Source organism: Effusibacillus pohliae DSM 22757, assembly GCF_000376225.1.
Classification (GTDB): Bacteria; Bacillota; Bacilli; order Tumebacillales; family Effusibacillaceae; genus Effusibacillus; species Effusibacillus pohliae.
Genome location: NZ_AQXL01000124.1, coordinates 17852 through 40306, shown reverse-complemented (window position 1 = coordinate 40306; position 22455 = coordinate 17852). Strand labels below are relative to the sequence as shown.

21 protein-coding genes, 1 pseudogene and 1 riboswitch are annotated in these 22455 nt (G+C 52.8%); of the genes and pseudogenes, 2 read left to right on the top strand and 20 right to left on the bottom strand.

Features of this window, described 5'->3' with window-relative positions; all coding sequences use genetic code 11:
• Positions 1–268: 268 nt before the first annotated feature.
• A riboswitch (cyclic di-GMP riboswitch) is annotated at positions 269–355 on the bottom strand.
• An 83-nt stretch (positions 356–438) separates the two neighbouring features.
• The 6 genes from C230_RS0111320 to C230_RS0111295 all read right to left on the bottom strand — a co-directional run bounded on the left by C230_RS0111320 (position 439) and on the right by C230_RS0111295 (position 5473).
• Positions 439–870 (bottom strand): glycosyltransferase, encoded by a 432-nt coding sequence (locus C230_RS0111320; protein WP_018132151.1) that lies wholly within the window; start codon positions 868–870, stop codon positions 439–441.
• A gap of 54 nt (positions 871–924) precedes the next feature.
• Positions 925–1629 carry a response regulator gene (locus tag C230_RS0111315; protein WP_018132150.1) on the bottom strand — a complete coding sequence of 235 codons (705 nt, stop codon included), beginning with the start codon at positions 1627–1629 and terminating at the stop codon, positions 925–927.
• A 2-nt stretch (positions 1630–1631) separates the two neighbouring features.
• Positions 1632–2789 carry a sensor histidine kinase gene (locus C230_RS0111310; protein ID WP_018132149.1) on the bottom strand — a complete coding sequence of 386 codons (1158 nt, stop codon included), beginning with the start codon at positions 2787–2789 and terminating at the stop codon, positions 1632–1634.
• Positions 2790–3028: 239 nt separating this feature from the next.
• On the bottom strand, positions 3029–4225 hold the full coding sequence (metK, locus tag C230_RS0111305) for a methionine adenosyltransferase (RefSeq protein ID WP_018132148.1): 1197 nt from the start codon (positions 4223–4225) through the stop codon (positions 3029–3031).
• A gap of 196 nt (positions 4226–4421) precedes the next feature.
• Complete coding sequence (locus C230_RS0111300; RefSeq protein WP_018132147.1) at positions 4422–4649, bottom strand: alpha/beta-type small acid-soluble spore protein; 228 nt, start codon at positions 4647–4649, stop codon at positions 4422–4424.
• Positions 4650–4744: 95 nt separating this feature from the next.
• Positions 4745–5473, bottom strand: a complete 729-nt coding sequence (locus C230_RS0111295; protein WP_018132146.1) for a WecB/TagA/CpsF family glycosyltransferase — start codon at positions 5471–5473, stop codon at positions 4745–4747.
• A 236-nt stretch (positions 5474–5709) separates the two neighbouring features.
• Here C230_RS0111295 and csaB point away from each other — a divergent pair, with 236 nt between their 5' ends.
• Both csaB and C230_RS20185 read left to right on the top strand, forming a co-directional pair.
• A complete protein-coding gene (gene csaB, locus C230_RS0111290; RefSeq protein ID WP_018132145.1) occupies positions 5710–6807 on the top strand; it encodes a polysaccharide pyruvyl transferase CsaB in 1098 nt (365 codons plus the stop codon).
• Positions 6808–6849: 42 nt separating this feature from the next.
• Positions 6850–7707, top strand: a complete 858-nt coding sequence (locus tag C230_RS20185) for a polysaccharide deacetylase family protein (RefSeq protein ID WP_018132144.1) — start codon at positions 6850–6852, stop codon at positions 7705–7707.
• Between the two features lie 134 nt (positions 7708–7841).
• On the opposite strand, the pseudogene C230_RS22585 reads toward C230_RS20185, so the two are convergent.
• The 14 genes and pseudogenes from C230_RS22585 to C230_RS0111215 form a co-directional block, all read right to left on the bottom strand.
• A pseudogene (locus C230_RS22585) lies at positions 7842–7937 on the bottom strand (TIGR00266 family protein); the annotation flags it as partial.
• Positions 7934–9580 carry a putative polysaccharide biosynthesis protein gene (locus C230_RS0111275; protein ID WP_169332845.1) on the bottom strand — a complete coding sequence of 549 codons (1647 nt, stop codon included), beginning with the start codon at positions 9578–9580 and terminating at the stop codon, positions 7934–7936. The gene C230_RS0111275 and the pseudogene C230_RS22585, both read right to left, overlap by 4 nt.
• Positions 9581–9737: 157 nt before the next feature.
• Positions 9738–10565, bottom strand: coding sequence for a hypothetical protein (locus C230_RS0111270; protein WP_156807437.1), 828 nt, complete (start codon positions 10563–10565; stop codon positions 9738–9740).
• A 2-nt stretch (positions 10566–10567) separates the two neighbouring features.
• Positions 10568–11359, bottom strand: a complete 792-nt coding sequence (locus C230_RS0111265; RefSeq protein WP_156807436.1) for a hypothetical protein — start codon at positions 11357–11359, stop codon at positions 10568–10570.
• A 75-nt stretch (positions 11360–11434) separates the two neighbouring features.
• A complete protein-coding gene (locus C230_RS0111260) occupies positions 11435–12100 on the bottom strand; it encodes an ABC transporter ATP-binding protein (RefSeq protein WP_018132139.1) in 666 nt (221 codons plus the stop codon).
• Entirely contained in the window at positions 12093–12941 is an 849-nt protein-coding gene (locus C230_RS20175) for a hypothetical protein (RefSeq protein WP_018132138.1), read from the bottom strand. Before C230_RS20175 ends, C230_RS0111260 begins: the two co-directional genes overlap by 8 nt.
• Positions 12942–13057: 116 nt before the next feature.
• Positions 13058–13459 (bottom strand): hypothetical protein, encoded by a 402-nt coding sequence (locus C230_RS0111250; protein WP_018132137.1) that lies wholly within the window; start codon positions 13457–13459, stop codon positions 13058–13060.
• A 638-nt stretch (positions 13460–14097) separates the two neighbouring features.
• The gene (locus C230_RS0111245) at positions 14098–15189 is read right to left on the bottom strand and encodes a Gfo/Idh/MocA family protein (protein ID WP_018132136.1); all 1092 of its coding nucleotides are present in this window, start codon (positions 15187–15189) and stop codon (positions 14098–14100) included.
• A gap of 166 nt (positions 15190–15355) precedes the next feature.
• Positions 15356–16324: a sugar phosphate isomerase/epimerase family protein gene (locus tag C230_RS0111240; RefSeq protein ID WP_018132135.1), complete on the bottom strand. Its 969-nt coding sequence runs from the start codon at positions 16322–16324 to the stop codon at positions 15356–15358.
• Between the two features lie 38 nt (positions 16325–16362).
• Positions 16363–17385 (bottom strand): Gfo/Idh/MocA family protein, encoded by a 1023-nt coding sequence (locus C230_RS0111235; RefSeq protein WP_018132134.1) that lies wholly within the window; start codon positions 17383–17385, stop codon positions 16363–16365.
• Positions 17386–17436: 51 nt separating this feature from the next.
• On the bottom strand, positions 17437–18264 hold the full coding sequence (locus C230_RS0111230; protein WP_018132133.1) for a carbohydrate ABC transporter permease: 828 nt from the start codon (positions 18262–18264) through the stop codon (positions 17437–17439).
• Between the two features lie 37 nt (positions 18265–18301).
• Positions 18302–19612, bottom strand: a complete 1311-nt coding sequence (locus C230_RS0111225; RefSeq protein WP_018132132.1) for a carbohydrate ABC transporter permease — start codon at positions 19610–19612, stop codon at positions 18302–18304.
• A 149-nt stretch (positions 19613–19761) separates the two neighbouring features.
• Positions 19762–21051 carry an ABC transporter substrate-binding protein gene (locus C230_RS0111220; protein WP_018132131.1) on the bottom strand — a complete coding sequence of 430 codons (1290 nt, stop codon included), beginning with the start codon at positions 21049–21051 and terminating at the stop codon, positions 19762–19764.
• Positions 21052–21255: 204 nt separating this feature from the next.
• Complete coding sequence (locus C230_RS0111215) at positions 21256–22248, bottom strand: LacI family DNA-binding transcriptional regulator (protein ID WP_018132130.1); 993 nt, start codon at positions 22246–22248, stop codon at positions 21256–21258.
• Positions 22249–22455 lie beyond the last annotated feature (207 nt).

Genomic DNA, 22455 nt, shown 5'->3' with positions numbered 1-22455 from the left:
TATGAAGATTTGATAAAGGCTATATGAAAGCCGGATAAAAAAACCGGTATGTGAAATTTTTCCAACAAAAATTTTTCCAAGAAGGGAAATGCCGAGTGGAGCCCATTCGGATAGGCAAGCCGCTCCTGCAGGGAAAACCATGCAATCACGTGCCTACAAGGACCAAGAGGCCCCTCCGGGAAGAGGGGCCTCTTACAAGTGGGGTAGGGGGATTCCAAAAGGGCCAATGAGGAAACCTTTTGTGGGATTGAGCAATACACCCGGAACAATCAGCAGCCTGGCGGTCATAGCCTGCAAAGGCGTTAGACCCATAGCTTTGCGTCCCTGCCTTTCGACAGGTTTGCCCTTGATGATTGACTCATTCCTTGACTCTCATTTTACACCGTTCGACGAAGTCGTACATAGGACCTAGGGACTATTTTTCGACCTGATCCGACTTCATTCGACAATCGACACCAAACCAGGGACGACCTTCCGCGGATTCCGCCATCCGCGCAGATCGAACAGGATGAAAGGATTCTCCGGCCCGGTGTCCGACCAAACCTCGGCCACAATCTGCGTGTCGAACTGGTTTTTCGTCTCGATCAGTTCGATTCTCCCGTCTTTTTCCTGCATGCGGCGAACGATTTCGCAAGTCGCGTCCTGTGAACCGGTGTCAACCACCACCAGGCGCAATTCTTTTCGCGACATAAAGGATTTGTATGCAATCAAGCGAATAATTCCTTCCACGTAACCTTCCGCGTTGCAGACCATCAGCACCAAGGTAAGACTTCGGTCGAACGAAGACCGTGCATACACATACCGAACCAACTTGCACAGGCCGACAACGAAGCCGTAAGCAGCAAGCGTCCAAATCAAAAGGGCGAGCATGATCGACACCTCCTTGGTGGTGTCAATATATGCGCGCCCCTGTGCAGTCGTTCATCAAAGCCGCACCCAGCCGCGCCGGGCCGCCATGATGACCGCTTGTGTCCGGTCATCAACACCCAGCTTGCCCAGGATCGAGGAGACGTGATTTTTCACCGTTTTTTCCGAAATGAAGAGCGTCTCCCCAATCAACCGGTTGCTCTTCCCTTCCGCCATCAGGCGAAGGATTTCCATCTCCCGTTGCGTCAGCAGCTCCTGCCAGGAATCTTGTTCCAAAGCCGCCGCCGTTTCGTTATGTAAGACCGGCCCCTCAACCATTTTGTGGCTTAACCGTTTAAATTCGTCCAGCAATTTGGTGGTAACTTGCGGGTGGATAAAGGCGGTGCCGTTGGCCACCTGGCGAACCGCTTCGACCAACACTTCCGACTCTACGTCCTTCAGCAGATACCCGTTGGCGCCGGCGCGAATCGCTTCAAAAATATATGCTTCGTCATCATGAATGGACAAAATAAGAACCTTCACTCCAGGGTTCGCTTCTTTCACCAACCGGGTCGCTTCCACACCGCTTTTCTCCGGCATGTTGATATCCATCAGGATCACATCCGGCGACAAAGTGGCAGCCAGCAAAATGGCCTGTTTCCCATCGGTCGCTTCACCGATAATTTGAAAATCTTCTTCCAGTTCAAAAATCCGCCTCAATCCCTGGCGAAACAGTGTGTGATCGTCTGCAAGAACGACCTTGATCGGACTCCGAGGACTCAACTTTACTTGCCTCCTTGATTTGATATCGGCAGAGTAATGATCACCTTGGTTCCCTCACCGACTTTTGACCGGAACTCCACCTGCCCCCCAAGCAGTTGAATCCTTTCTTGGATCCCCAACAGCCCATAATGGCCCTGCTCCCGCTTGCCGCGCGTCTGATTCATGTCAAACCCTTTTCCATTGTCCAGAATGTGGACGATCACATGCGGCTGGTCGGTTTCCAGCTTGACAGTGGCAACAGAAGCTTCCGCATGTTTCCATATATTATTCAGCGCTTCCTGCACGGAACGAAAAATCGCCACCTCCAACGGGGCGGGCAACCTCCGCTCCTCTCCGATCAACACGAAATCCGTCTGGATGCCGTGTTTTTCCTGGAATTTTGCAAGATAGCGACGCAAGGTGGGAGCCAGTCCCAAATCGTCCAGCTCCATTGGGCGAAGATCAAAAATAATCTGACGAACCTCCGCGAGGCAGTCGCGCACCATCCCCTTCAGTTCGGCCAGCTCGCTGCGAACCCGGTCGATGTCTCGATCGATCATCTTTTCAGCGATTTCCGATCGCAACACGACGTTCGCCATCATCTGGGCCGGGCCGTCGTGAATCTCCCGTGCCACGCGCCGGCGTTCTTCTTCCTGCGCCTGGATGACGCGGATGCCAAGGTACTGTTTTTCCTCCATCGTTTGCAGCATGGCCCCGATTTCCTGCTGCTCTCCCGACAGATAGTTGAACGCAACGCTCAACTGGGTGATCAGACCTTCGGCCTTTTTGACCAACTCCCCCAAATTTTTCAAACGCTGGGACAGATCGTCCCGCCTGACACGCAGTTGCGTTTCCCGTTCCCGCACGACCAGGAGTTCGGTTTGCAGCCGCTGCGCTTCGTCATACACTTCCTTGATCTGGCGGTCGGAATATTTCGCAAAGCTCTTGCTGACCAGCACCAAACGCTGCTTCGCTTTACGCAACGCCGACTCGAGACGATCGACTTCCTGCACCGTTTCGTACACCTGCATCTGCACCGCCGCCACGTCCCGCTCCAATGCCTGGTATTCCTTGCGCGACGCTTCCGCGATTTCATAGATCTGGTGCTTGCTTTGCTCGATCGCCCGCAAAGTCGACGAAATCGCATGATCGAGGATCCGGGTGTCAAGAGCGACAGACACGTACCGAACCTCCTCTAATTCTTTTGACCTATGTATTCCATAAACAAGACCTATTTTCCTGCTGACTGGATGTATTTTTTTGGCGCACAAAAAACTGAGGACACGGTGGAAGCCGTGCCCTCAAATGCAATGGGGTAAGGGTGATACATTATACGGTTCGCAAGCGCCTGACCGTATTTGGGGGTGTCCCAAAAAATTTTTTGACCGCTTCCAAGCAACCGCGTATCAACAACAGCTGGCTACAGACCGGCTTTCGCGCGGAGGATGTCCGCTTTGTCCGTTCTTTCCCAGGGCAAATCGAGATCGCTCCGACCGAAATGTCCGTACGCCGCCGTTTGCCGATAGATCGGACGCCGCAGATCCAGTTCCCTGATAATACCCGCCGGCCGCAGATCGAAGTGCTCCTGCACGAGCCGGACGATCAGGTCTTCCGCCACCTTGCCAGTGCCGAACGTATCGACCATGATCGAAACGGGGCGGGCAACGCCGATCGCGTAGGCCAACTGAACCTCGCACTTGTCCGCCAGGCCGGCCGCCACGATGTTTTTGGCAACGTAACGGGCGGCGTACGCTGCGGAGCGGTCCACTTTTGTCGGGTCCTTACCCGAGAATGCACCGCCGCCGTGGCGTGCGTATCCGCCGTAGGTGTCGACGATGATTTTGCGGCCGGTGAGGCCGGCATCCCCTTGCGGTCCGCCGATCACAAAGCGACCGGTCGGGTTGATGAAATATTTTGTATCGCCACTCAGCAAATGAGCCGGGACAACCGGTTTGATGACATGTTCATGCAAATCTTTCTCGATTTGCTCACGCGATGCGTCTTCCGCGTGCTGCGTCGAGATGACGATCGTATCGATGCGGACCGGCTTGTCCCCTTCATACTCGACCGTCACCTGGGTTTTTCCGTCGGGGCGAAGGTAATCGAGCGTTCCGTTTTTTCGGACTTCACTCAGCCGGCGGGCCAGCTTGTGTGCGAGCGAAATCGGCAGCGGCATCAATTCTTCCGTTTCATTCACCGCAAAGCCGAACATCAAGCCTTGGTCACCGGCGCCGATCGCTTCGATTTCTTCCTCGGTCATCTGGCCTTCCCGCGCTTCCAGCGCCCGGTTGACGCCCATCGCGATATCGGGCGACTGCTCGTCAATCGACGTGATCACCGCGCACGTATCGGCGTCAAAACCGTATTTTGCCCGGGTGTATCCGATTTCGCGAATCGTATCGCGAACCACTTTCGGGATGTCAACGTATGTATTGGTCGTGATTTCACCGGCTACCAGGACAAGACCGGTCGTTACCGAAGTCTCGCAGGCAACGCGGGCATTCGGGTCTTTCGCAAGGATCGCATCCAATACCGAATCGGAAATCTGGTCGCATATTTTATCGGGATGTCCTTCTGTCACGGACTCCGATGTAAACAAGTAACGACGTTTCGTCACAGGTATCCCCCCTGTTTTGGCAAAAAAATATATTTTAAGTCAATAAGCTATATTATCCTAAATCGGGTAGGCTGTCAATCTTTCCGTTAGCGTTTATCATCGCGGGTCAAGATATGCGCTGCATACAAACAGAAAAAACGAGGAACCAATAAAAGGGACACTCGCGTGAGTGCCCCGGTTTCCGGCAATATTTCGGTTATTTGACCGTTCTAGCCAGCTGCTGCTGGGAAAAAGCGACCAGCCGCTGCACCATTTTTCCGCCGACAGCCCCTGCATCGCGGGTCGCGATATGCCCCCAGTAGTCTTCGCTGCCTTGATGCACGGGCAGCCCCATCTCGGCGGCGATTTCGTACTTCATGTCATCCAGCGCCTTATGGGCTGCAGGAACCAGTTGATCGCCTTTTCTGCCTGATCCTAATGCCACGTTGCTCGCCCCCTCGCCACCATTTTGTCACCCGGTACCTTTAGTCTGCTCGGATGACAGCAAGTTACCCTCTTCAATTGATGGTGAAACGGGGACTATTTTCCGAAACGTTCCCGCACAACCGTCCAAGCAAACCGCGGCAGCGCCAATTGCCGGCGCCAGCGGCTGGGTTGTTTCAGCAAGCGGTAAAGCCATTCCAAATGCAGTTTTCGCCACAAAAGGGGAGCCCGTTTGACCGTCCCGGCATAAATGTCGATGCAGCCGCCGACTCCAATTGACACCGGCACCCGCAATTCCTGCAAGTGATCGGCAATAAATTTCTCCTGCTTGCCCGACCCAAGGCCCACCAGCAACAGCCGCGGCTGGCGGCTGCGAATGTCGGCAATGATGCCCGGCACTTCCGCTTTTGAAAAAAATCCATCCCTGCCGGCAAGCGGAATGTTCGGATACAAGCGGGAGAGCGTCTGCCTCGCCAACCGGTTCGATTCGGCGCTCGCCCCCAACAGATAGACCGGCCATCCCTGTTGATTTGCCTTCTCAAACAGCAAAGGCAGCATGTCCGCCCCGGTCACCCGCTCGATCCGCCTGTTTCCCAGCAGCCTGGCCGCATAGACGATGCCGATTCCGTCCGGAGTGATCAAATCGGCCTGCCGCACGATGGCCTGCATTTCCCGGTTTTCCCGCACAAACATGACAAATTCCGGGTTGGCGGTCACCACCTGACGCGGCGTGGAACCTGCCATCCAGGATTGAATCAACTGGATCGTGTCAGCAAAGGAAAGGGTGCTGAACGGCACCCCGAGGATGTTGATCGTATCTTTCATGCGGAATTCCCCCGTAACCACTCGGCAAGCAACTGGTGAAGCCGCTCCTGCTCGTCCTTTTTAACAAAAAAATACCACAGTCTGTCCCGAGGCGCCACCTTGTTCACCCCATTGACCGTTTCTAAGCTTTCCAGATTTGAATCGAATTGATATACTAAATCTGTATTTTTCGTGCAGAATCGACATAAGTCGCATCCGCAGAGGCGATGTCGAGCATGGTCGGAAGGAGGACAAGCATGCCGAGGATTCTCATTTCCGGATATTACGGATTTGACAATTTAGGGGATGATACGGTTTTGTTCGGCATTCTGTCATCCATCCGCAAACTGCGTCCCGATGTGGAACTCGCGGTTCTCTCGAACCAACCGAAACGAACGCGGGAACTGTTCGGAATCCCTGCATTCAATCGTTGGAGTGTACCGGTGATCGCACGGGAACTGCACCGTTCGAACCTGCTCGTGATGGGGGGCGGTTCGCTTCTGCAAGATGTCAGCAGTCCTCGCAGTGTGGTCTATTATCTCGGCATCGCTGCACTGGCGAAAACGTTGGGAAAACCTGTTGTGTTTTACGCACAGGGGATCGGACCGATTAACAAAAAATTCTCGAAACAATTGATCCGCCGTATTGTGAACAAGGTTGATCTGATTACCGTCCGGGATGACAAATCCTACGATGATTTAAAAAAATTGGGTGTGCACAAACCGCCCATTCATGTAACAGCCGATCCGGCTCTGGCAATCGACACCTCTCTTTTTCCCAAGGAAAACGGGATTGCGATTCTCAAACAATTCAATGTGCTGCCGGAGAGCAGGCCGTTAGTCGGAATTGCCATCCGCAACTGGCATACCTCACACCCCTACCTGGAGGTGTTGGCAAGGACTTGCGACGAGTTGCACCGGCGCGGCTGGCAAGTGGTGTTTATTCCCATGCAGTACCCGGGAGACGTTCATGTATCGCAACAGGTGATCTCGCAGATGCAGGAACCTGCGGTGCTTCTCGACCGCCAGTTTTCCTTCCGCGATATTTCTAGCATCATCGCCAGCATGGATCTGATCGTCGGCATGCGCTTGCATTCACTGATCTTGGCAGCCCTGTTCGAAGTGCCTTTTGTATCGTTATCCTATGACCCGAAAATCGAACGGTTTGTTCACCGGCTTGGCTTGCCGCCAGGAGAGCGGGTGACCAGCGTGACGTTTGAAAGTTTAAATCAGCAGATACAAAGGGTCGAACAAAACCGCGAGCAAATCATCGGGCAAATCCGCGAACCGATGAGGCTCCTGCGGCGGGAAGCGGAAAAAAGCGGCGAATATGCGGTTCAGTTTTTAACCCGTTGACGACTTGACGAATCCTTTCTGTACGGGGAGTGGAGACGTTCGATGCGTGTTTTGACATGGATTTTGTGCGGAGTTCTGCTGCTGGTCACCGGGGGTGCGTCGAATGCTTATGTATCCGGCCATTCGCAATCGGTTCTTCCTCCTGCCCGCTCAGAAGGTCCTTTGCATGCAACAGACGCAGCCCTGACTGCCGGCATTGCTTTGCCGGCCGCTCACGCGAAGCAGGAGACGGTGGAGAAAGCAGTCGCAACCAAAATCCCGGTCCTCATGTATCACTCGATCTCGGACAATCCGCAGAACCGTTTGTGCCTGGCACCGACCCGCTTCGCCGAGCAAATGGAATACCTCAAACAGGCGGGATACCACTCGATCTCCTTTAAAGATCTGGAGGATTGGAAAGCGGGCAAACCGCTGCCCGTCAAACCTGTGTTGATCACGCTGGATGACGGGTACCGGGACAACTACACGAATGCCTATCCCGTGCTCAAGCGGCTTCACCTGAAAGCTACGGTTTTTCTGGTGACCGGATTTTTGAACCAGAAACAGTTTCTAACGGAAGAAATGGTCAAAGAGATGGCGGCCGACGGACTGATCGAGTTCGGCTCGCACACCCGGTCGCACGCAGATCTGACCACACTGCCGGAGGATCGGCTGCGCAGCGAAATTTTCCAGTCGAAAGCGGAACTGGAAACGCTGCTCGGTACACCTGTCACCGCGTTCTGTTACCCGGCCGGCCGACTGAACGAAAAAACGGTCAATTACGTGGAAAAAGCGGGCTACCACTTTGCCGTCACCACCCGCCCCGGGTATGCGGAACTGTCGCAGGGCGTGTTGCTGTTACACCGCGTGCGGATAAACGGCGACCTGCCGCTGGATCAGTTCAAGCAGATGCTGCCATAAAAAATCAAAATCCTCCTGCGCCGGCCGCACGCAGGGGGATTCTTCATAAAAACATGGGATTCATCTCCGTCAAGCAGGTCCCCGAGACCGCCGAGGATGCTCCCTTCTTCCCGACGGCTGCCGCCTGCTTGCGGCGCTTCGGCGATCACGCTTTCCTGCGGATCCTGCTCGATTTCGACAAATTGCATGTCGTCGCCGTAAATCCGGTAACCGATTTGATGCGCATTCATGGACGTTTCCTCCTTTTTTCCTCTTTGACCAACCATGGAAACCGCGCAAGCAAGCGGTTGATCCGGGAGCCGATTTTTGGAATGTACAACAGTTCGGTGAGCGAGACGCTCCCGATCAAAAGCGTCAGAATTCCGTAAAAGAGGACGCTCAGCGGCAACACGATCGCCAGCTCGACAGTCGCCAGCAACCGCTCGGAAGCGATCGTCCCCTGCAACAGCGCGTGCAGCAAACGGTAGCCGCCCCACAGCGGCAGACCGGTGAGTACCGTGGCCGCCAGCGGACGCGTCAGCATCATGCCGAGGTTGAGCCGGACACCGGTGATGCTGAATACGCTGCGCAGGTTGAGCCAGGCGGATACCACGTACGCAAGCGCGGCGGAAATCGCCGCTCCCTCGATGCCAAGGAGCGGAATCAGCGCCACATTTATCACCAGCTTGCAAGCGGTGCCGGTCAACATGTTGCGAACCGGTAAATACATCCGGCCGATCCCTTGCAGCATGTAGGTGGTGATGATCTCAAACGACATAAAGATGCCCATGAACGACACGATCCGCATCACCTGCACCCCGTCCGTATGGCGAAACAGCATGATGTCGATCGGCTCCGCCAACAGAAACAACACGGCCGTGGCCGGAAACAGGGTGAGGCTCATCAGCCGGAACGAGATGTCGATCCGCTCCCGCAGCAGCCGGTCGTTCCGCGCGCTGATCGCTTCCGAAACGGCGGGCAGCAGGGAAGTCCCGATCGCCGTCGCCAACGTCACAGGCAGTTGGATCAACCGATACCCGTCGTTGGTCAGGACGCCGTATGCTCCGGTTGCGTCATACTCCGTCCAGCCTATCCATTTCAGTAGATTGATGACCGTCGAGTAGTCGACCAGTTGGGCGATCGGCAGCACCAGGCTGGCCAGCGAAATGGGGATCGCGTAGCGGATCAGTTTGCGCCGGACCGCCCGGTCGTCTTCCGTGTTGCGGCCGGTCAGCCTGTGCCGAAAACGCCGTCGCATTTTTTGCACCGAATACGCGACCAAAATCAGGCTGGCCAATGCCCCGACCGCACCGCCAAACGTTGCAGTGGCGGCGCCAAACGAGACGCCCCGCCCGGATTGCAGGACCAGGTAGGTGCCGACCAGAATCACCCCGACCCGCACCAGTTGCTCGACCACTTGCGAGGTGCCGGATGGCGCCATCTGTTGGTGGCCTTGCAGGTAGCCGCGAAACGCGGCCAACACGGGCACCACCAACACGGCAAACGACAGCGCCCGGATCGCCAGAGTGGCGTCCTGGTTGCCGCCGATTGTTGCGAACAGGGGAGCGCCCGCATACATCAGCAAAAAGGACACCACTCCAGTGATGCCCATCAGCCGCACCGACACCCTGAATGTCTGTTCCGCGCCATCATAATCGTTGACGACGGTGCGTTCGGCCACCGCCTTCGACAGCGCCAATGGAAACCCTGCCAGCGCAATATAGAGCATCACCACATACAGCGCGTAGGCGAGCTGGTACAGGCCCATGCCGTAATTTCCGATCATGTTCTGCAACGGCACGACATACACAACCCCCAGGATCTTGGAAACGATACCGGCCGCCGCCATGAAAAACGCGCCTCTGACAAACGTTTGACTCTTTGTTGTGCTCATGCTTCCTCCCGCGTGCTTCTGTCCACTCTCCTCAATATACACGATTTTTGTGGTGGTTCCAATGAAAAAAGCGCCTTCCGTGGAAGGCCCGTCTGGTTGAAAACAAAGAATACCCATTCTTATTATCGCTTCCTCGCTAAACAATGTGGGTTTTTGATCACAAATCTTTGCGATGAAAAATAACGTAACCGAGAATATTCAATAGAAACCAGCCAAAAGAGCTGATAGCGACACTCAGAAAAGAAGACTTTACGAGAATAGGATATAGAAAAGCGTTCTGTTCGCCTCCCAACAAAGGACGCAAATACGGTGAAAATGATTGATAGTGGGTTCCTAAATAAGTTAAAATGTAACCGGTGTACAAGGTCACGATGGTGGCTATCCCGGGTCGAGAAAATAAGGCCGAGCATGTAAAAAGAATTGTTGTATACCACCATATTGTCATTAGAAAGTTAACGAAAAGCCACAAAAAAACAATTGAAAAAGGCTGGCCCTTTCCGTTTAAAATAAGGATTGGGGGAATTCCCCAATCATGGGATGAGGTGATCAGTCCGCTTAGTAGCAGGCTTACGAGCACTACAAAAGCGGCAAACAAAAATCCCAAAACAAACCAAGCTACTAATCTGCACCACCAGTAATTTAATCTTGATGGGATTCGAGATAACAGCATTTTCATCCACTGCCTCTGGAGTAATGAAAACGGTTCTCCAATTCCCAAAATAAAAAGAGTCGGTAAGAACAACCAACCCAAAATTTCATAAGTTGGGGGGTGAAGCGATGGCCCTGATAAAACAGCTTGCGCCAATTGCCAGTAATTTAACGAAGTATGATGGTCGTCAGATAGATAAACAAAGTTTTTTTCGGTGAGAAATATATTGACTCCCATCAACAAAAAAATGAGAACCCATCTCTTGCGCCATAGGCCAGAAAAAAATTCAATGGCAAGGAATTTCCAACACGCCATACGCAATCGAATCTCTCCCAATTCTAAAAATCCCTTCTTAAAACCATCCAGTGTCCAATACAACCAACAGCAGCGATAATAAGCAATCCCCCGATAACAGAAAAAACTGTCGTATAGTAAGAAGGGGATTTGGAAAAAATGTCATGATGAGTTAAGAGTACCAAATGCAAGGTGGGCCCCCATACAGCATTCTGTGGGGCAATAACCCATATCCCATATGAAATCATACAGGTTGCTGCCCCGATCATCCATGCGATGCCGGCATTCCCCAGAACAAAAGCGAACAAAACCACGCAAGCAGCAAGAGCATAAATTCCAACCGTGACTAATCCCCATACCTTAAGAAAGATGATGGGCGGGGGGACTTGTAACTGGTGAATGGTTAGACCGCCTTGATAAGCCCAATGTGACAAAAAAACAAGTTTGCTCCAATATGGTTGAAACTGAACAACGAACAAGCTAATCATGATCGCTAGTATCCAAAAGATGCTGACGTAAATGAACGCAGTCACAAAAAGGGCCCCCAACTTACTCCACCACCATTGAGCTCTTGACATCCCCCGATTCCAAATCATATAACCCCATCCATTCAGGTCTCTTGTAACTGTATCAACAATCATAGTGAAGAAGAAAGCAGGGATAAGCACAGCAACCTTGAAAGGATCATTGAAAGTTTCTAGCAGAATATCCCATTGATTCGCCGCATACAATTCCCCGTATTTTAGAATATCGGAAATAGAGATCCCACAGATTGCGATGGCAAAAAGCGGTACCAAACGCCAGCGTGCGTTGCTTAAAATCGTTAACAAGTTCATCCAAAGTATCCGCCAAAACAATGAACCAGTCCCTCCTCACGTTGAGCCAAACAATCTAAGTTAGATAATTGCGCTTTATGTGGTTATGCTCCATTCGGTGAGTACGCCATTCTTCATAAGGAGGACTTTGTCCGCAAGTCTCTCAACCTCTTGTAAATTATGAGATGTCATAACGATTGCAACTCCATTCGATCGCAATTCAGTCAGCATCTCCAAAAATTTATCGTGAAATTCAGGATCCAACGCATTGGTTGGTTCATCAAGCAAAAGGATTTTTTGTCCTTCCATTAGCGCTTGGGCGATACCCAAACGTTGTCTCATTCCCAAAGAATAGGTACGTACTGGGCGAACATCGGCGGGATCTAGTCCAACTGCCCTCAAAGTATCTACTATGTCTTGTTCTTTGATCCGCCGTCGGAGCATGGCAAGCAATTTTAAATTGTCCAATCCGGAAAGATAAGGAAGGAAACCAGGTGTCTCAATTAATAACCCCACATCAGCAAGAGGACCGATTAATCCCGGACGCAACGGTTTTCCACCAATCGTAATATTTCCTTTGTCCGGATAAACAAGTCCCGCTAATATGCGAAGGAACAACGATTTTCCGGAACCATTCGCTCCAACAATCGAGACAATCTCACCATACGAAATACTAAAATCAACTCCTTTTAGAATTTCAATTTTACCGAGTCTCTTCTCTATTCCCGTAGCCTGAATTGCATGAGCAGAAAAACTAGTCAAGGATTTTCTCCCCCTTACGAAGAAAAATCATATAGGCAGCCATGTTCAATAACAGAATCAATATAATCCAGAAAATCGGAATCCACGGTGCCGAAGGCCCCGTACCCGGACCACTTTCCATGAATGGTCCTGACAGGACCAAAGGAGAGTAGTGAGGCAACCCAACCAAGGGAATCATCATGATAAAAGACACAATAATATATATCAACCAAGGTACACCCAATACGAGATAGATATTGGTCGTAAATAAAGACACCAAAATGGCAATATTGGTCCAAGCCACGGCTGACAGGATCACGATGCCAGAAACCACAACAATATAAGCAAAAGGGTGCTTAAAAAACAAATTATGCATAAAAGTTGGAAATAAAAAAACTTCATCTTCCGGGACTCCCGGTAGAGAAAAAGTCGCAATTCCATTAACGAAATGCCAAGGTGGTAGTTTTAATGGAAGCCAAATCGATACAATTAAGAAAGAAATAACAAGTCCAACAGCAAAAAACAAAACGATAAAAAGACTGGTGGACAGAAGTTTATTCAATATGTATTCCTTTCTTGATAACCGTATGAGCATAAAACGAATGAATCCGGTTCTTCGGTCCCATGCCACACTATCACCTGCCACAAGACATGCTATCAACGGTAAAACCGCAATCCAAAAAGCACCACTACCGGTTCCTAATGCAGAAATGTAAGCCATATACGCACTATAATAACCTGAAAAATAAGTCGGTTTACTATGATAATAGAAAAATCCTTGCACCATAAAACCAATCAAAGCGATCATCGCCAAAAGTACTTGCCAGCGACGCACCAATCGATATCCTTCTGCAAAAATCATCTGAGCCTTCACCCATTCTGATTTTTAATAAATTTACTAGAATTAAGAAAAATTATGCTTTTTCAAGTACGGCACCCCAGACTGCACATAGTGCCAGAGTGCCGTACTTGAAATTCTTAGGACCACCACGAACCTTTTACTTCAACATTAACTGGTACCCAAAAATGCGTGTCCATAGACCATTCAACCTTCGAGCCTGAAGTTGCACTAGTGTTGTAGTAATACGTTTTTCCGGAATACAAATCATAGGAGGAAGAGATGGCACTGCCGTTATCATTGGAGATCCATCCATTGATATCCCCATCATACCCTCCACCAATAGAAGATACATAGCTTTTCTGAGCACTCCCCGATGCTGTTTGCGGCTCGCTATACCAATTCGGGGTCCCGAAGCTAGGAACAATGGCATCGTATTGGTACGGACCATTATAGGCCAACACTGCTCCAACCGACATCAACAGTCCAAAAACCAACGCAGTCAAAATCGTAATTTTGGACAGCTTCATCCTAACAGACATAACCGATTCCTCCTTTAAAAAGATTTTTGAACTAGCTGAAGACAAACGATTCAAACTCTTTCGCCAAATCCACAGCTACTTTTTTTGTTTACACAAACACCTCCCGTAAACTGACATGCTTCTTCCACAGTAAAAGAATGTTTTTCTTTTTTATTATCTCCCTATTTCGGAATCAGAATTTATCTTTATGTCTATTATATTATAATTACCAAAGCTATCTGTCAACTATAAAACTCATCGAAAAATACACTTATCTAGTAAGAGTGACTGCTAATTCCCAGCCTCTCACCTAGCATACAGCATTAGGCGGTTCGCCAACCTTGACAAGATTTAGGTGTTTCCGAGCAATTTGTGCAACTCAAATATTCGAGTGATTCTCCATACTCCCTTCCGACCGTTTGCGATTTCAAAGACCTATCGTTCCTTCAACACCGACGATTCAACAATGCAATCACCGTTTACAAGAGAGTTAGGCTCGGACTTTAATCGGCTCAAAGATATGTTCTTCTTGTACGTTCGTACAAAAAAAAAAGGAAGAACCCCGTCACCCGAGCGGATTCTTCCTAATCGGCTCTTTGAGCGAATCGTCACAATCACTTTCTCAGAAACCAATCTGAGAATTTGGTTTTGCCCTACGGTTACCCATCCAACCGAATCTCGCGGCCCGCCTCGGCCGAGCGATACAACGCATCGAGAATCCGCGCCACGCGTAACCCTTCTTCCGCGGAGCAAAGCGGGGGTGTGCCGGTGCGAACGGCGCGGGCAAATTCACGGAGCATCGCCAGAGAGCCGTCTTTTTCCAGCACAGAGTGGGGACCCGCGCCAGGAACTTGTGGAAATTGCGGTGCGACATCCACAAGCTGCCCCCCGCGCTCCCCGTAATACATCACCGCATCATTTTCCAGTTGGACGCCTCCCGTGACACCGAGCAGGTGTAGGAAACGGCGTTCTTTTTCAATGTTGGCCGCCCAACTGACATCGAGCGTCAGGGTGGAACCGTCCGCGCAACGGATAAAAGCACTGGCGAGATCCTCCACATCAAACACGCCTTGCGGATTCGCCACATTCCACGTGCGAACCTGGTGATCCGGCCGGTCGCCAAATTTTCGGTAGGTGACGCCGCTGACCGCGACCGGTTCCGGACTGCCCATCAGCCACAAAGCCAAATCGAGCATATGCACGCCCAAATCGATCAGCGGGCCGCCGCCCGACAGCCGTTTGCTGGTAAACCAGCCTCCCCATCCGGGAATTCCCGCCCGCCGCAGCCAGCCGGTTTTCGCATGATAGATGTCGCCAAGCTCTCCCTCGTACACCAGTTGCTTGATCCACTGCGAATCGGACCGGAACCGGTTGTTCAGGGCGATCATCAGCGTGCACCCAGTTTCCCGCTGTACACGAACCATTGCTTTCGCTTCTTGCAGGCTGGCGGCCATCGGTTTTTCGCACAAAACATGCTTGCCCGCCTGCATCGCATCGATCGCAATCGGCGCGTGGTACGCGTTGGGGGTGGTGATGATCACCGCATCGATATCGTTTTGCTCCAGCATCTGGCGGTAATCGGTGTGCACTACCGGGATGTGAAAATCGGAAGCCGCTTGCCTTGCAGTCGCCTCCACCGCATCGAATACCGCCACGATCTCCGTCTCCGGCAAAGCGGCACAACCCGGAAGATGCCGCTGGCGGGCGATCCCCCCCGCCCCGATCAGTCCAATCCGTAAAGTGTCTGCCATAGAAAAGCCTCCATATTCAATGGCACCAAAATAGCGCTGATTCAGACAGGGGCCCGGGTACGGCGACCCAGGACAATGTGGGCCGGCCCGCTCCCCCCATCCAGCTACCTGAACGCATCGTTACTTATGATATGCAGGTTTCCCTCAAGAATGGTGGTCAAATCACCTACGCCCACCAGGCTTCTGCGACCGGATCCCGCAGGATCACCTGCTTGAGGTTGGCAACCCCTTTGCTGAACCCTTCTTCAACCGACATCAACGCATCTTCGTGCTCAATGCTCAACACATAGTCATACCCCACCAGCCGCAATGCCGATACGATATCCGCCCAATGTTTCAGATCATGCCCGTAGCCCACCGTCCGGAACATCCATGACCGGTTTTGCACCCGGGTGAAACTTTGCGTGTCCAGCAGGCCGTGCATGTTGACATTGGACGTATCGATTGCCGTATCCTTCGCGTGGAAATGATGGATCGCATTTACTTTGCCGAGCACGCGAATCGCCTGGATCGGATCGATCCCCTGCCAGTACATGTGGCTTGGGTCGAAATTGGCCCCGATCACTTCCCCAACCGCGTCGCGCAAACGAAGCAGGGTGGCCGGCGAATGCACCGAAAATCCGCCGTGCATTTCAAACGCCAGCTTGACACCGTGCTGTGCCGCAAAGCTGCCCCATTCCCGCCAATAGGGAATCACTTTTTCGCGCCATTGCCACTCGAGCACTTCCGTATAGTCGTGCGGCCAGGCGGAGACCGGCCAGTTCGGGTACTTCGCCCCCTCATGGTCGCCCGGGCAGCCCGAGAATACGTTGACCACCGGAACTTCCAGCAATTGAGCAAGTTTGACCGTTTTCACATACGTTTCATGGAATCCTTTGGCAATCTCCTTGTTCGGGTGCAGCGGGTTGCCGTGACAGCTCAGGGCGGAAATCATCAGGCCCCGGTCCTCGATCGCTTTTTTCCATTTTCGGCGGGCGTCCGCATCTTCCAACAGCACATCGGGCTTGCAATGCGCATCGCCCGGATAATTGCCCGTTCCGATCTCGACCGCGTCCAACCCGTGCGCCTTGACATGATCCAGCATTTCTTCAAACGGCATGTTTTGAAACAACACAGTAAATACACCGAGTTTCATCTTCGATTGCCTCCTTCCAGTAGCTCTTCCACAATGAATTACTCCACCCGCACGATCCGGCCCGTTTCAGCCGACTCCAACGCCGCCAAAATCACTTTCAGCGACTTGTATCCTTCCTCTCCCGAAATGGCAGGCCGGGTGCCGGTCAAGATATGCTCGATAAACGCATCGATCACACCGCTGGTCGTTTGTTTTTCGTTGGTCGCCACAGCACCCACCTGATACAGCGCCCGTTCACCGTTTGCAAACTCGACGATGACGCCGTATGTCGGATCTTCCGCCAACCGCAGTGTCCCCTTCTCGCAATAAAAGACAGTGCTGTTGTCCTCCTTCGGTTGATACGTCCAGCTGGCCACCAGCGTCCCGATCGCTCCGCTTTCCGTTTTCACAATACACACCGCGTTGTCATCCACATCCGTGTTTTGCTTGGCAAGCGTTCCGACAAACGCCCCGACCTCCACAATCTCTTCGCCGAGGAGGAAGCGTAGCAAATCGGCTTTGTGCACCCCGAGGTCGCCCATTGCACCGATAAATGCCTGCTGTTTCTGGAAAAACCAGCCGCCCGCTCCTTCCACGCTCCACATCTCAGGCCCGGCATGACCGAATGTCGTGCGGAACGTCAACACCCGTCCCAGCACGCCGCTGTCCAGGATCTCTTTCGCCTTCTTGTGCGGCGGCATCAATCGCTGGTTGTGGCCGATCATCAAAAACTTGCCGCTTTTTTCGGCCGCCGCGATCATCGCCAGCGCCTCCTCATGCGAGGTGGCCATCGGCTTTTCGCACAGTACGTGCTTGCCCGCGTCCAAAGCCGCGATGCTGATCGGTGCATGCAGCGCGTTCGGGGTGCAGACGCTCACCGCGTCCAATCCCTCATTCTGCAGCAACTCCCGATAATCCGTGTAGGCCTTGGCCCCGTATGTTTCCGCCACCTCCTGCACCCGCTCGCGATCCTTATCACAAACCGCCACGATTTCGGCGTTCAGGTTGGCCGCATATTCCGGCAAATGCCGGTGTTGCGCAATGCTGCCGCAGCCAATAACCCCGATTTTCAGCTTTGCCACGAAACATTCCTCCCCAATGTTTTTTGCGCTGAAACAGTCGTACCCGCTCAATTACTCCTTGACAGCGCCGGACGTCAAGCCGGAAATGATCCGCCGCTGGAAAATCAAAACCATAATGATCAATGGAACCGTCACGATAATCGACGCTGCCGAAATTTCCCCCCAGGGCATCGTGTATTGCCCCTGGAACATCGCGATGCCGACCGGCACCGTTTTCATCGCTTCCTCCGTGTTGATCGTCAGAGCAAACAAAAATTCATTCCATGCCGCAATAAACACCAGAATGGCGGTGGTGAAAACCCCCGGCAGCGCGACCGGGAAAAAGACCCGGATGAGCGTTTGCAAGATGCTGGCCCCATCCACTTTCGCAGCTTCCGCCAGATCGTAGGGAATTTTGCGGAAAAACACGGTCAGGTTCCAAATTGCCAGCGGCAAAGCGAACGTGGTGTAGGGAATGATCAATCCCAGATAACTATTGGTCAGTCCCACTGACTGCATGAACAGGAAAATCGGCGAGATGGTGGCGATTTGCGGAAACATCGAGACCGCCAGCACAATCCCCAAAATGACCGTTTTTCCCCTGAACTTCAACCAGGCGATCGCGTATGCCGCAATCGAAGCGATGATGATGCTGTACAAGGTGGTGAGCACGGCGACCACTGTACTGTTCCACAAATAAGTGCCAAACGGCCGCTGCGTAAATACCCGGATATAGTTGACCAGGGTTGGATGCTGGATCCAGGCATCAAATGCGCGTGCGCCAAACAGTTCGTTGGGTGGCTTCAACGAAGCGATCAGCATCCACAGAAACGGGAACATCACGACAAACAGGAAACCGGCCAAGAAAACGTAAAACAGCGGCCCCGCCTTTTTTTGCATCGTTTCTCACGCTCCTTCCGAGTACCAGGCATCCGGTTTACCGGGCTCTGCTGTCCCCGAGCAGATCCGCGCCCAAAATTTTGATAAACCCGATGCTGATCAGGGCCACACACACGAATACGATCACCGAAAGAGCGGAACCGGCTCCAAAATTCAACTGCGCAAACATCGTTTTGTACGCGTAAATGGAGATGGTCTCCGTCGAATTCGCCGGACCGCCGCCGGTCAACACGTAGATCAGGTCGAATACGCGGAACGCATCCAGCGTACGGAACAAAAGCGCGACCAGAATCGCCGGCTTCAACAGCGGCAAGGTGATGCGGAAAAACTGCTGCCACTTCGTGGCTCCGTCGATGTCGGCAGCCTCGTACAGTGAATCCGGAATCGTCTGCAAACCGGCAAAAATGAGCAGTGCCATAAACGGAGTGGTTTTCCACACATCGGCAAAAATCACCGAAAACATAGCACCCCACTTGGTGGTCAGAAGCGTGCTCATATCGGAGATCAGGCCGACCGTCGCAAACGCTTTGGCGACGATTCCGTTTTGGCCGTCATACAGGAATTTCCACATCAAGGCGGAAATGACGGTCGGAATCGCCCATGGAATCAGCACGGCCGCGCGCACCAGCCCCCTGCCCCGGAACTGTTTATTGATCAGAACGGCAATCCACAACCCCAAGAGCAGTTCGGCCGCAACCGAAATCGCCGTAAATACAGCCGTATTGAACAGGGACAGCCACATGCGCTTTTCCGTCAAAAACTGCTTGTAGTAGGACAATCCCACAAAATTCGGCTCAATGACGGACAGCTCCAGTCCCTTGACAAGTCCTGTCACGTCGTTCGGCCGTTTCAGCTGTTTGGCAGCAGCGAGTTCCGCCAGCTGTTTGTCGGCCTGCTCCGCCGTCTCTTTCAGCTGCTTCGCTTTCCCGTCACTGATGTCCACGTATTTCAGCTGGGCCGGAACCGGTTTGAAATCATACAGCAGATCGCTCACCTGCTGGTAACGGTCCTTCACCTGCTTTTCTTCGCCGATTGCAGCCTGGGCGTTTTCCAGCCGTGCCCGAATATCCGCCAGCTGTTGTCGGGTGCCTCCCTGCGCCTGCTGCACTTCCTTGTCCAGCGATTTCAGCAAATACGGCATCGTGTTGACATACCGCTCCAGATCGATTCCGTATGACGCATGGGTTTCCGTTTTCGTCGGGTCATTCAGCCGTATGTCATGCAAACTGAGCCAAAAAGAGCGAACGACCGGCCAGATCGCGATCACCAGGATCACCAACAAGGCGGGAAACACCAACAGATACCCGGCCTGTTTTTCCGACAGGCCGCTGCCCTTGCGCTTTTTCATTCGCTCACCCACTTTCTTTCGTTTCAGGCCAAAACATCCGCCCACCCCGCATCCGCCAAGTGAAAAATACCATGTCGGGCATTCCCGAAAGGAGCCGCCCACCGCCTCCCCCGGGAGCCCCCATGGTATTGGGCAACTTCAAATGCTGTTTACTTGCCGACGACTTCCTTGATTTTCTTTTCCATGTTCTGTACCGCTTGCTCGGCCGTTTGTTGTCCGGCCAGCGCCTTCGACACCTCGATCTGGATGACCTCGGAAATCTTCGGATACACCGGCGAGGTCGGACGCGGAACCGCCGCGCTGATGCCCTTCACAAAATCCTTGTTGGCAAACAGCGGGCTCGCGTTTTTCACTTCCGAATCGTCGTACAAAGGCAGATAGGTGGGGGCGCTGCCACCCTTGACCGCCGTGATTTTTTGCCCCTCCGGACCGGTCATAAACTTCAGAAACTCCCAAGCCTCTTTCGGATGCTTGGAGTACTTGTTGATCCCCGACATCCAACCGCCCAGCGTGGCAGCAGAACCCTTGTCCCCTGCCGGCAACGGAGACACTCCGACCTTATCCACAATCTTCGACTGTTTCGGATCCTGTGCGAGTGCCCATTGATACGGCCAGTTACGGATAAACGGCGACTGCCCTTCAATAAACGCCGTGTGCGACTCCAATTCGGTGAAGGTCGTGATGTTTTTCGGAACGAAGTCGGATTTGACGACTTCCATCATTTTCTTCAATCCCTTGATCGTTTCCGGGCTGTTGACCACGACATTGCCCTGGTCGTCGAGAATTTTTCCGCCGTAGGAAGAGATGAACTCCAGGAAGTTGCAGACCAGCCCTTCGTACTGTTTCGCCTGCATCAGATAGCCGAATTGCGTTCCGCCCTGCCCTTTCAGGCTTTTTGCCTGCTGAATCAATTCATCCCACGTTTTCGGCGGCTGCTTGACCACATCTTTCCGGTAAAACAGCAGGCCGGTATCGATAAATTTCGGCATTGTCCACTGCTTGCCCTCGAAGTTGCCGGCTTCCACCGCTCCCTGGATATAGTCCTTCAGGTTGATTTTGTCTTCTTCGATAAACCGGTCGAGCGGCAGCAGGTAGCCGGCCTGGGCGAATTCAGCAGGCCAGATCACGTCCAGGTCAAACACATCGATCTCCGACGATTTGGCACTCAGCATCGTCACATACTGGTCATGACTTTGCCCCGTGTCAGCCGGCATTTCCCGCACTTCTACGTCGATGTTCGGATGGGTCTTTTTAAACGCTTCGACCAGTTGTTGCGTCGCGCCGGTCACGTCTTTGCCCCGAGCGAACACGATTTTCACCTTTTCGCCTTGCTTGTCTCCCCCTGGTTGGGGTTGCGCCTGTTGCCCGGAAGAGCAAGCAGTCAGCGCCAACGACATGGCAAGTCCCGCATTCAGCAATGCGATTTTTTTCCACTTCATTCGATTGACCTCCTTTTTTGATCACGGACGATCAACTCGGTGTTGCCCGCACGGACGCGGGCGCTTTTAGCCGAGTTTCCTCTACTGATGTTTGATCGTTGTGTCTCAAAAGCTATTTTTCTAGCAACATGGATGGAAATCGATCCCGACATCCCCCTCCTTTCCTGGCAGTCTCGATCAAAATGGGAATCCCGGTTGGCTGGATTACTCCGGCCTGCCGCCGCAGGAACGTCGAATCACCAACGTATGCGGCAAAATCGTCTGCAGCGCCGGATCCGGGCGCCCCTCGAGCATCGTGATCAGCTTGCGCATCGCTTCCACGCCGATTTGATACTTCGGCTGCACGATCGTCGTCAGCGGCGGATCCACGACTTCCGCCATTTCAATATCATCGAATCCGACGACCGCCAAATCGTCCGGCACCTTCAGCCCGTGCAACTTCGCTTCCAGAATCGCCCCGATCGCCATCTTGTCGCTGGCGGCAAACAACGCGGTCGGACGAGGATTCGCCTGCAGCAATTTCTGCATCAAGCGCCGTCCCGATTCCAGCGAAAAATCTCCTTCGCCGACCCACTGTTCCGCGATGCCGTGCTCCCGCAGGGCCCGCTGGTACCCGTGCAGGCGATCGCCGCTCAGCACCACCTCCGAAGGACCGGCAAAATGGGCGATCCGCTTGTGCCCCAACCGAATCAGGTGAGACGTCGCTTCAAACGCGGCCTGTTCGTTATCGATCGCCACCGACTGAAACATACCGGAGCTGTACTCGCAGGCCAATACGACCGGGCCGATTTTTTGGATCGCTTCAATCTCCGGCTGCGGATTGCGGACGGCGGTCAGGATGATCCCGTCGGCCCGCCGCTCTTCCAACAGCTTCACATAGTTCCGCTGCCGGTCCGCATGGTTGTCCGTGTTTCCAAGGATGACCGTGAATCCGTGGGCCAGTGCCTCATCTTCCATGCCGCGGATGATCTGCGAGAAGAACGGGTTTGTGATGTCCGGCAGCACCACGATCACCGTCCGCGTCTCCTGCTTGCGCAGGTAGCGTCCCAGTCCGTTTGGCTGATAGTTCAATTTTTCGATCGCTTCCATCACCTTTCGCCGCGTGTCCGGCGTAAACGGGCCATTCCCGGTCAGTACGCGCGAAACTGTTGCGGTCGACACTCCCGCCATTCTTGCCACATCTTTGATGGTCGCCATGTTCGCCTCCACATCTGGCCTCACGCTGTTGCTCAAGATACGGGTGTAATCGTTTTCTGTAAACGATTACTGTAAACGATTTCACCAATACTACAAGATATGCATGCGAGACGTTTCGCATGCTGCATGATGTTCGTCTATCCGGCTCCCAACCTAAATCAACCATAGTTTTACGGCATCTGTCAATAACAAAAATAGTAAGAAAAC

What these genes read in the sequence shown, in the direction of transcription:
- C230_RS0111320 (WP_018132151.1), bottom strand. Translation starts at nt 870, where the DNA reads ATGCTCGCCCTTTTGATTTGGACGCTTGCTGCTTACGGCTTCGTTGTC.
- C230_RS0111295 (WP_018132146.1), bottom strand. Translation starts at nt 5,473, where the DNA reads ATGAAAGATACGATCAACATCCTCGGGGTGCCGTTCAGCACCCTTTCC.
- csaB (WP_018132145.1), top strand. Translation starts at nt 5,710, where the DNA reads ATGCCGAGGATTCTCATTTCCGGATATTACGGATTTGACAATTTAGGG.
- C230_RS20185 (WP_018132144.1), top strand. Translation starts at nt 6,850, where the DNA reads ATGCGTGTTTTGACATGGATTTTGTGCGGAGTTCTGCTGCTGGTCACC.
- C230_RS0111275 (WP_169332845.1), bottom strand. Translation starts at nt 9,580, where the DNA reads ATGAGCACAACAAAGAGTCAAACGTTTGTCAGAGGCGCGTTTTTCATG.
- C230_RS0111265 (WP_156807436.1), bottom strand. Translation starts at nt 11,359, where the DNA reads ATGAACTTGTTAACGATTTTAAGCAACGCACGCTGGCGTTTGGTACCG.
- C230_RS20175 (WP_018132138.1), bottom strand. Translation starts at nt 12,941, where the DNA reads ATGATTTTTGCAGAAGGATATCGATTGGTGCGTCGCTGGCAAGTACTT.
- C230_RS0111250 (WP_018132137.1), bottom strand. Translation starts at nt 13,459, where the DNA reads ATGTCTGTTAGGATGAAGCTGTCCAAAATTACGATTTTGACTGCGTTG.
- C230_RS0111245 (WP_018132136.1), bottom strand. Translation starts at nt 15,189, where the DNA reads ATGGCAGACACTTTACGGATTGGACTGATCGGGGCGGGGGGGATCGCC.
- C230_RS0111240 (WP_018132135.1), bottom strand. Translation starts at nt 16,324, where the DNA reads ATGAAACTCGGTGTATTTACTGTGTTGTTTCAAAACATGCCGTTTGAA.
- C230_RS0111230 (WP_018132133.1), bottom strand. Translation starts at nt 18,264, where the DNA reads ATGCAAAAAAAGGCGGGGCCGCTGTTTTACGTTTTCTTGGCCGGTTTC.
- C230_RS0111225 (WP_018132132.1), bottom strand. Translation starts at nt 19,612, where the DNA reads ATGAAAAAGCGCAAGGGCAGCGGCCTGTCGGAAAAACAGGCCGGGTAT.
- C230_RS0111220 (WP_018132131.1), bottom strand. Translation starts at nt 21,051, where the DNA reads ATGAAGTGGAAAAAAATCGCATTGCTGAATGCGGGACTTGCCATGTCG.
- C230_RS0111215 (WP_018132130.1), bottom strand. Translation starts at nt 22,248, where the DNA reads ATGGCGACCATCAAAGATGTGGCAAGAATGGCGGGAGTGTCGACCGCA.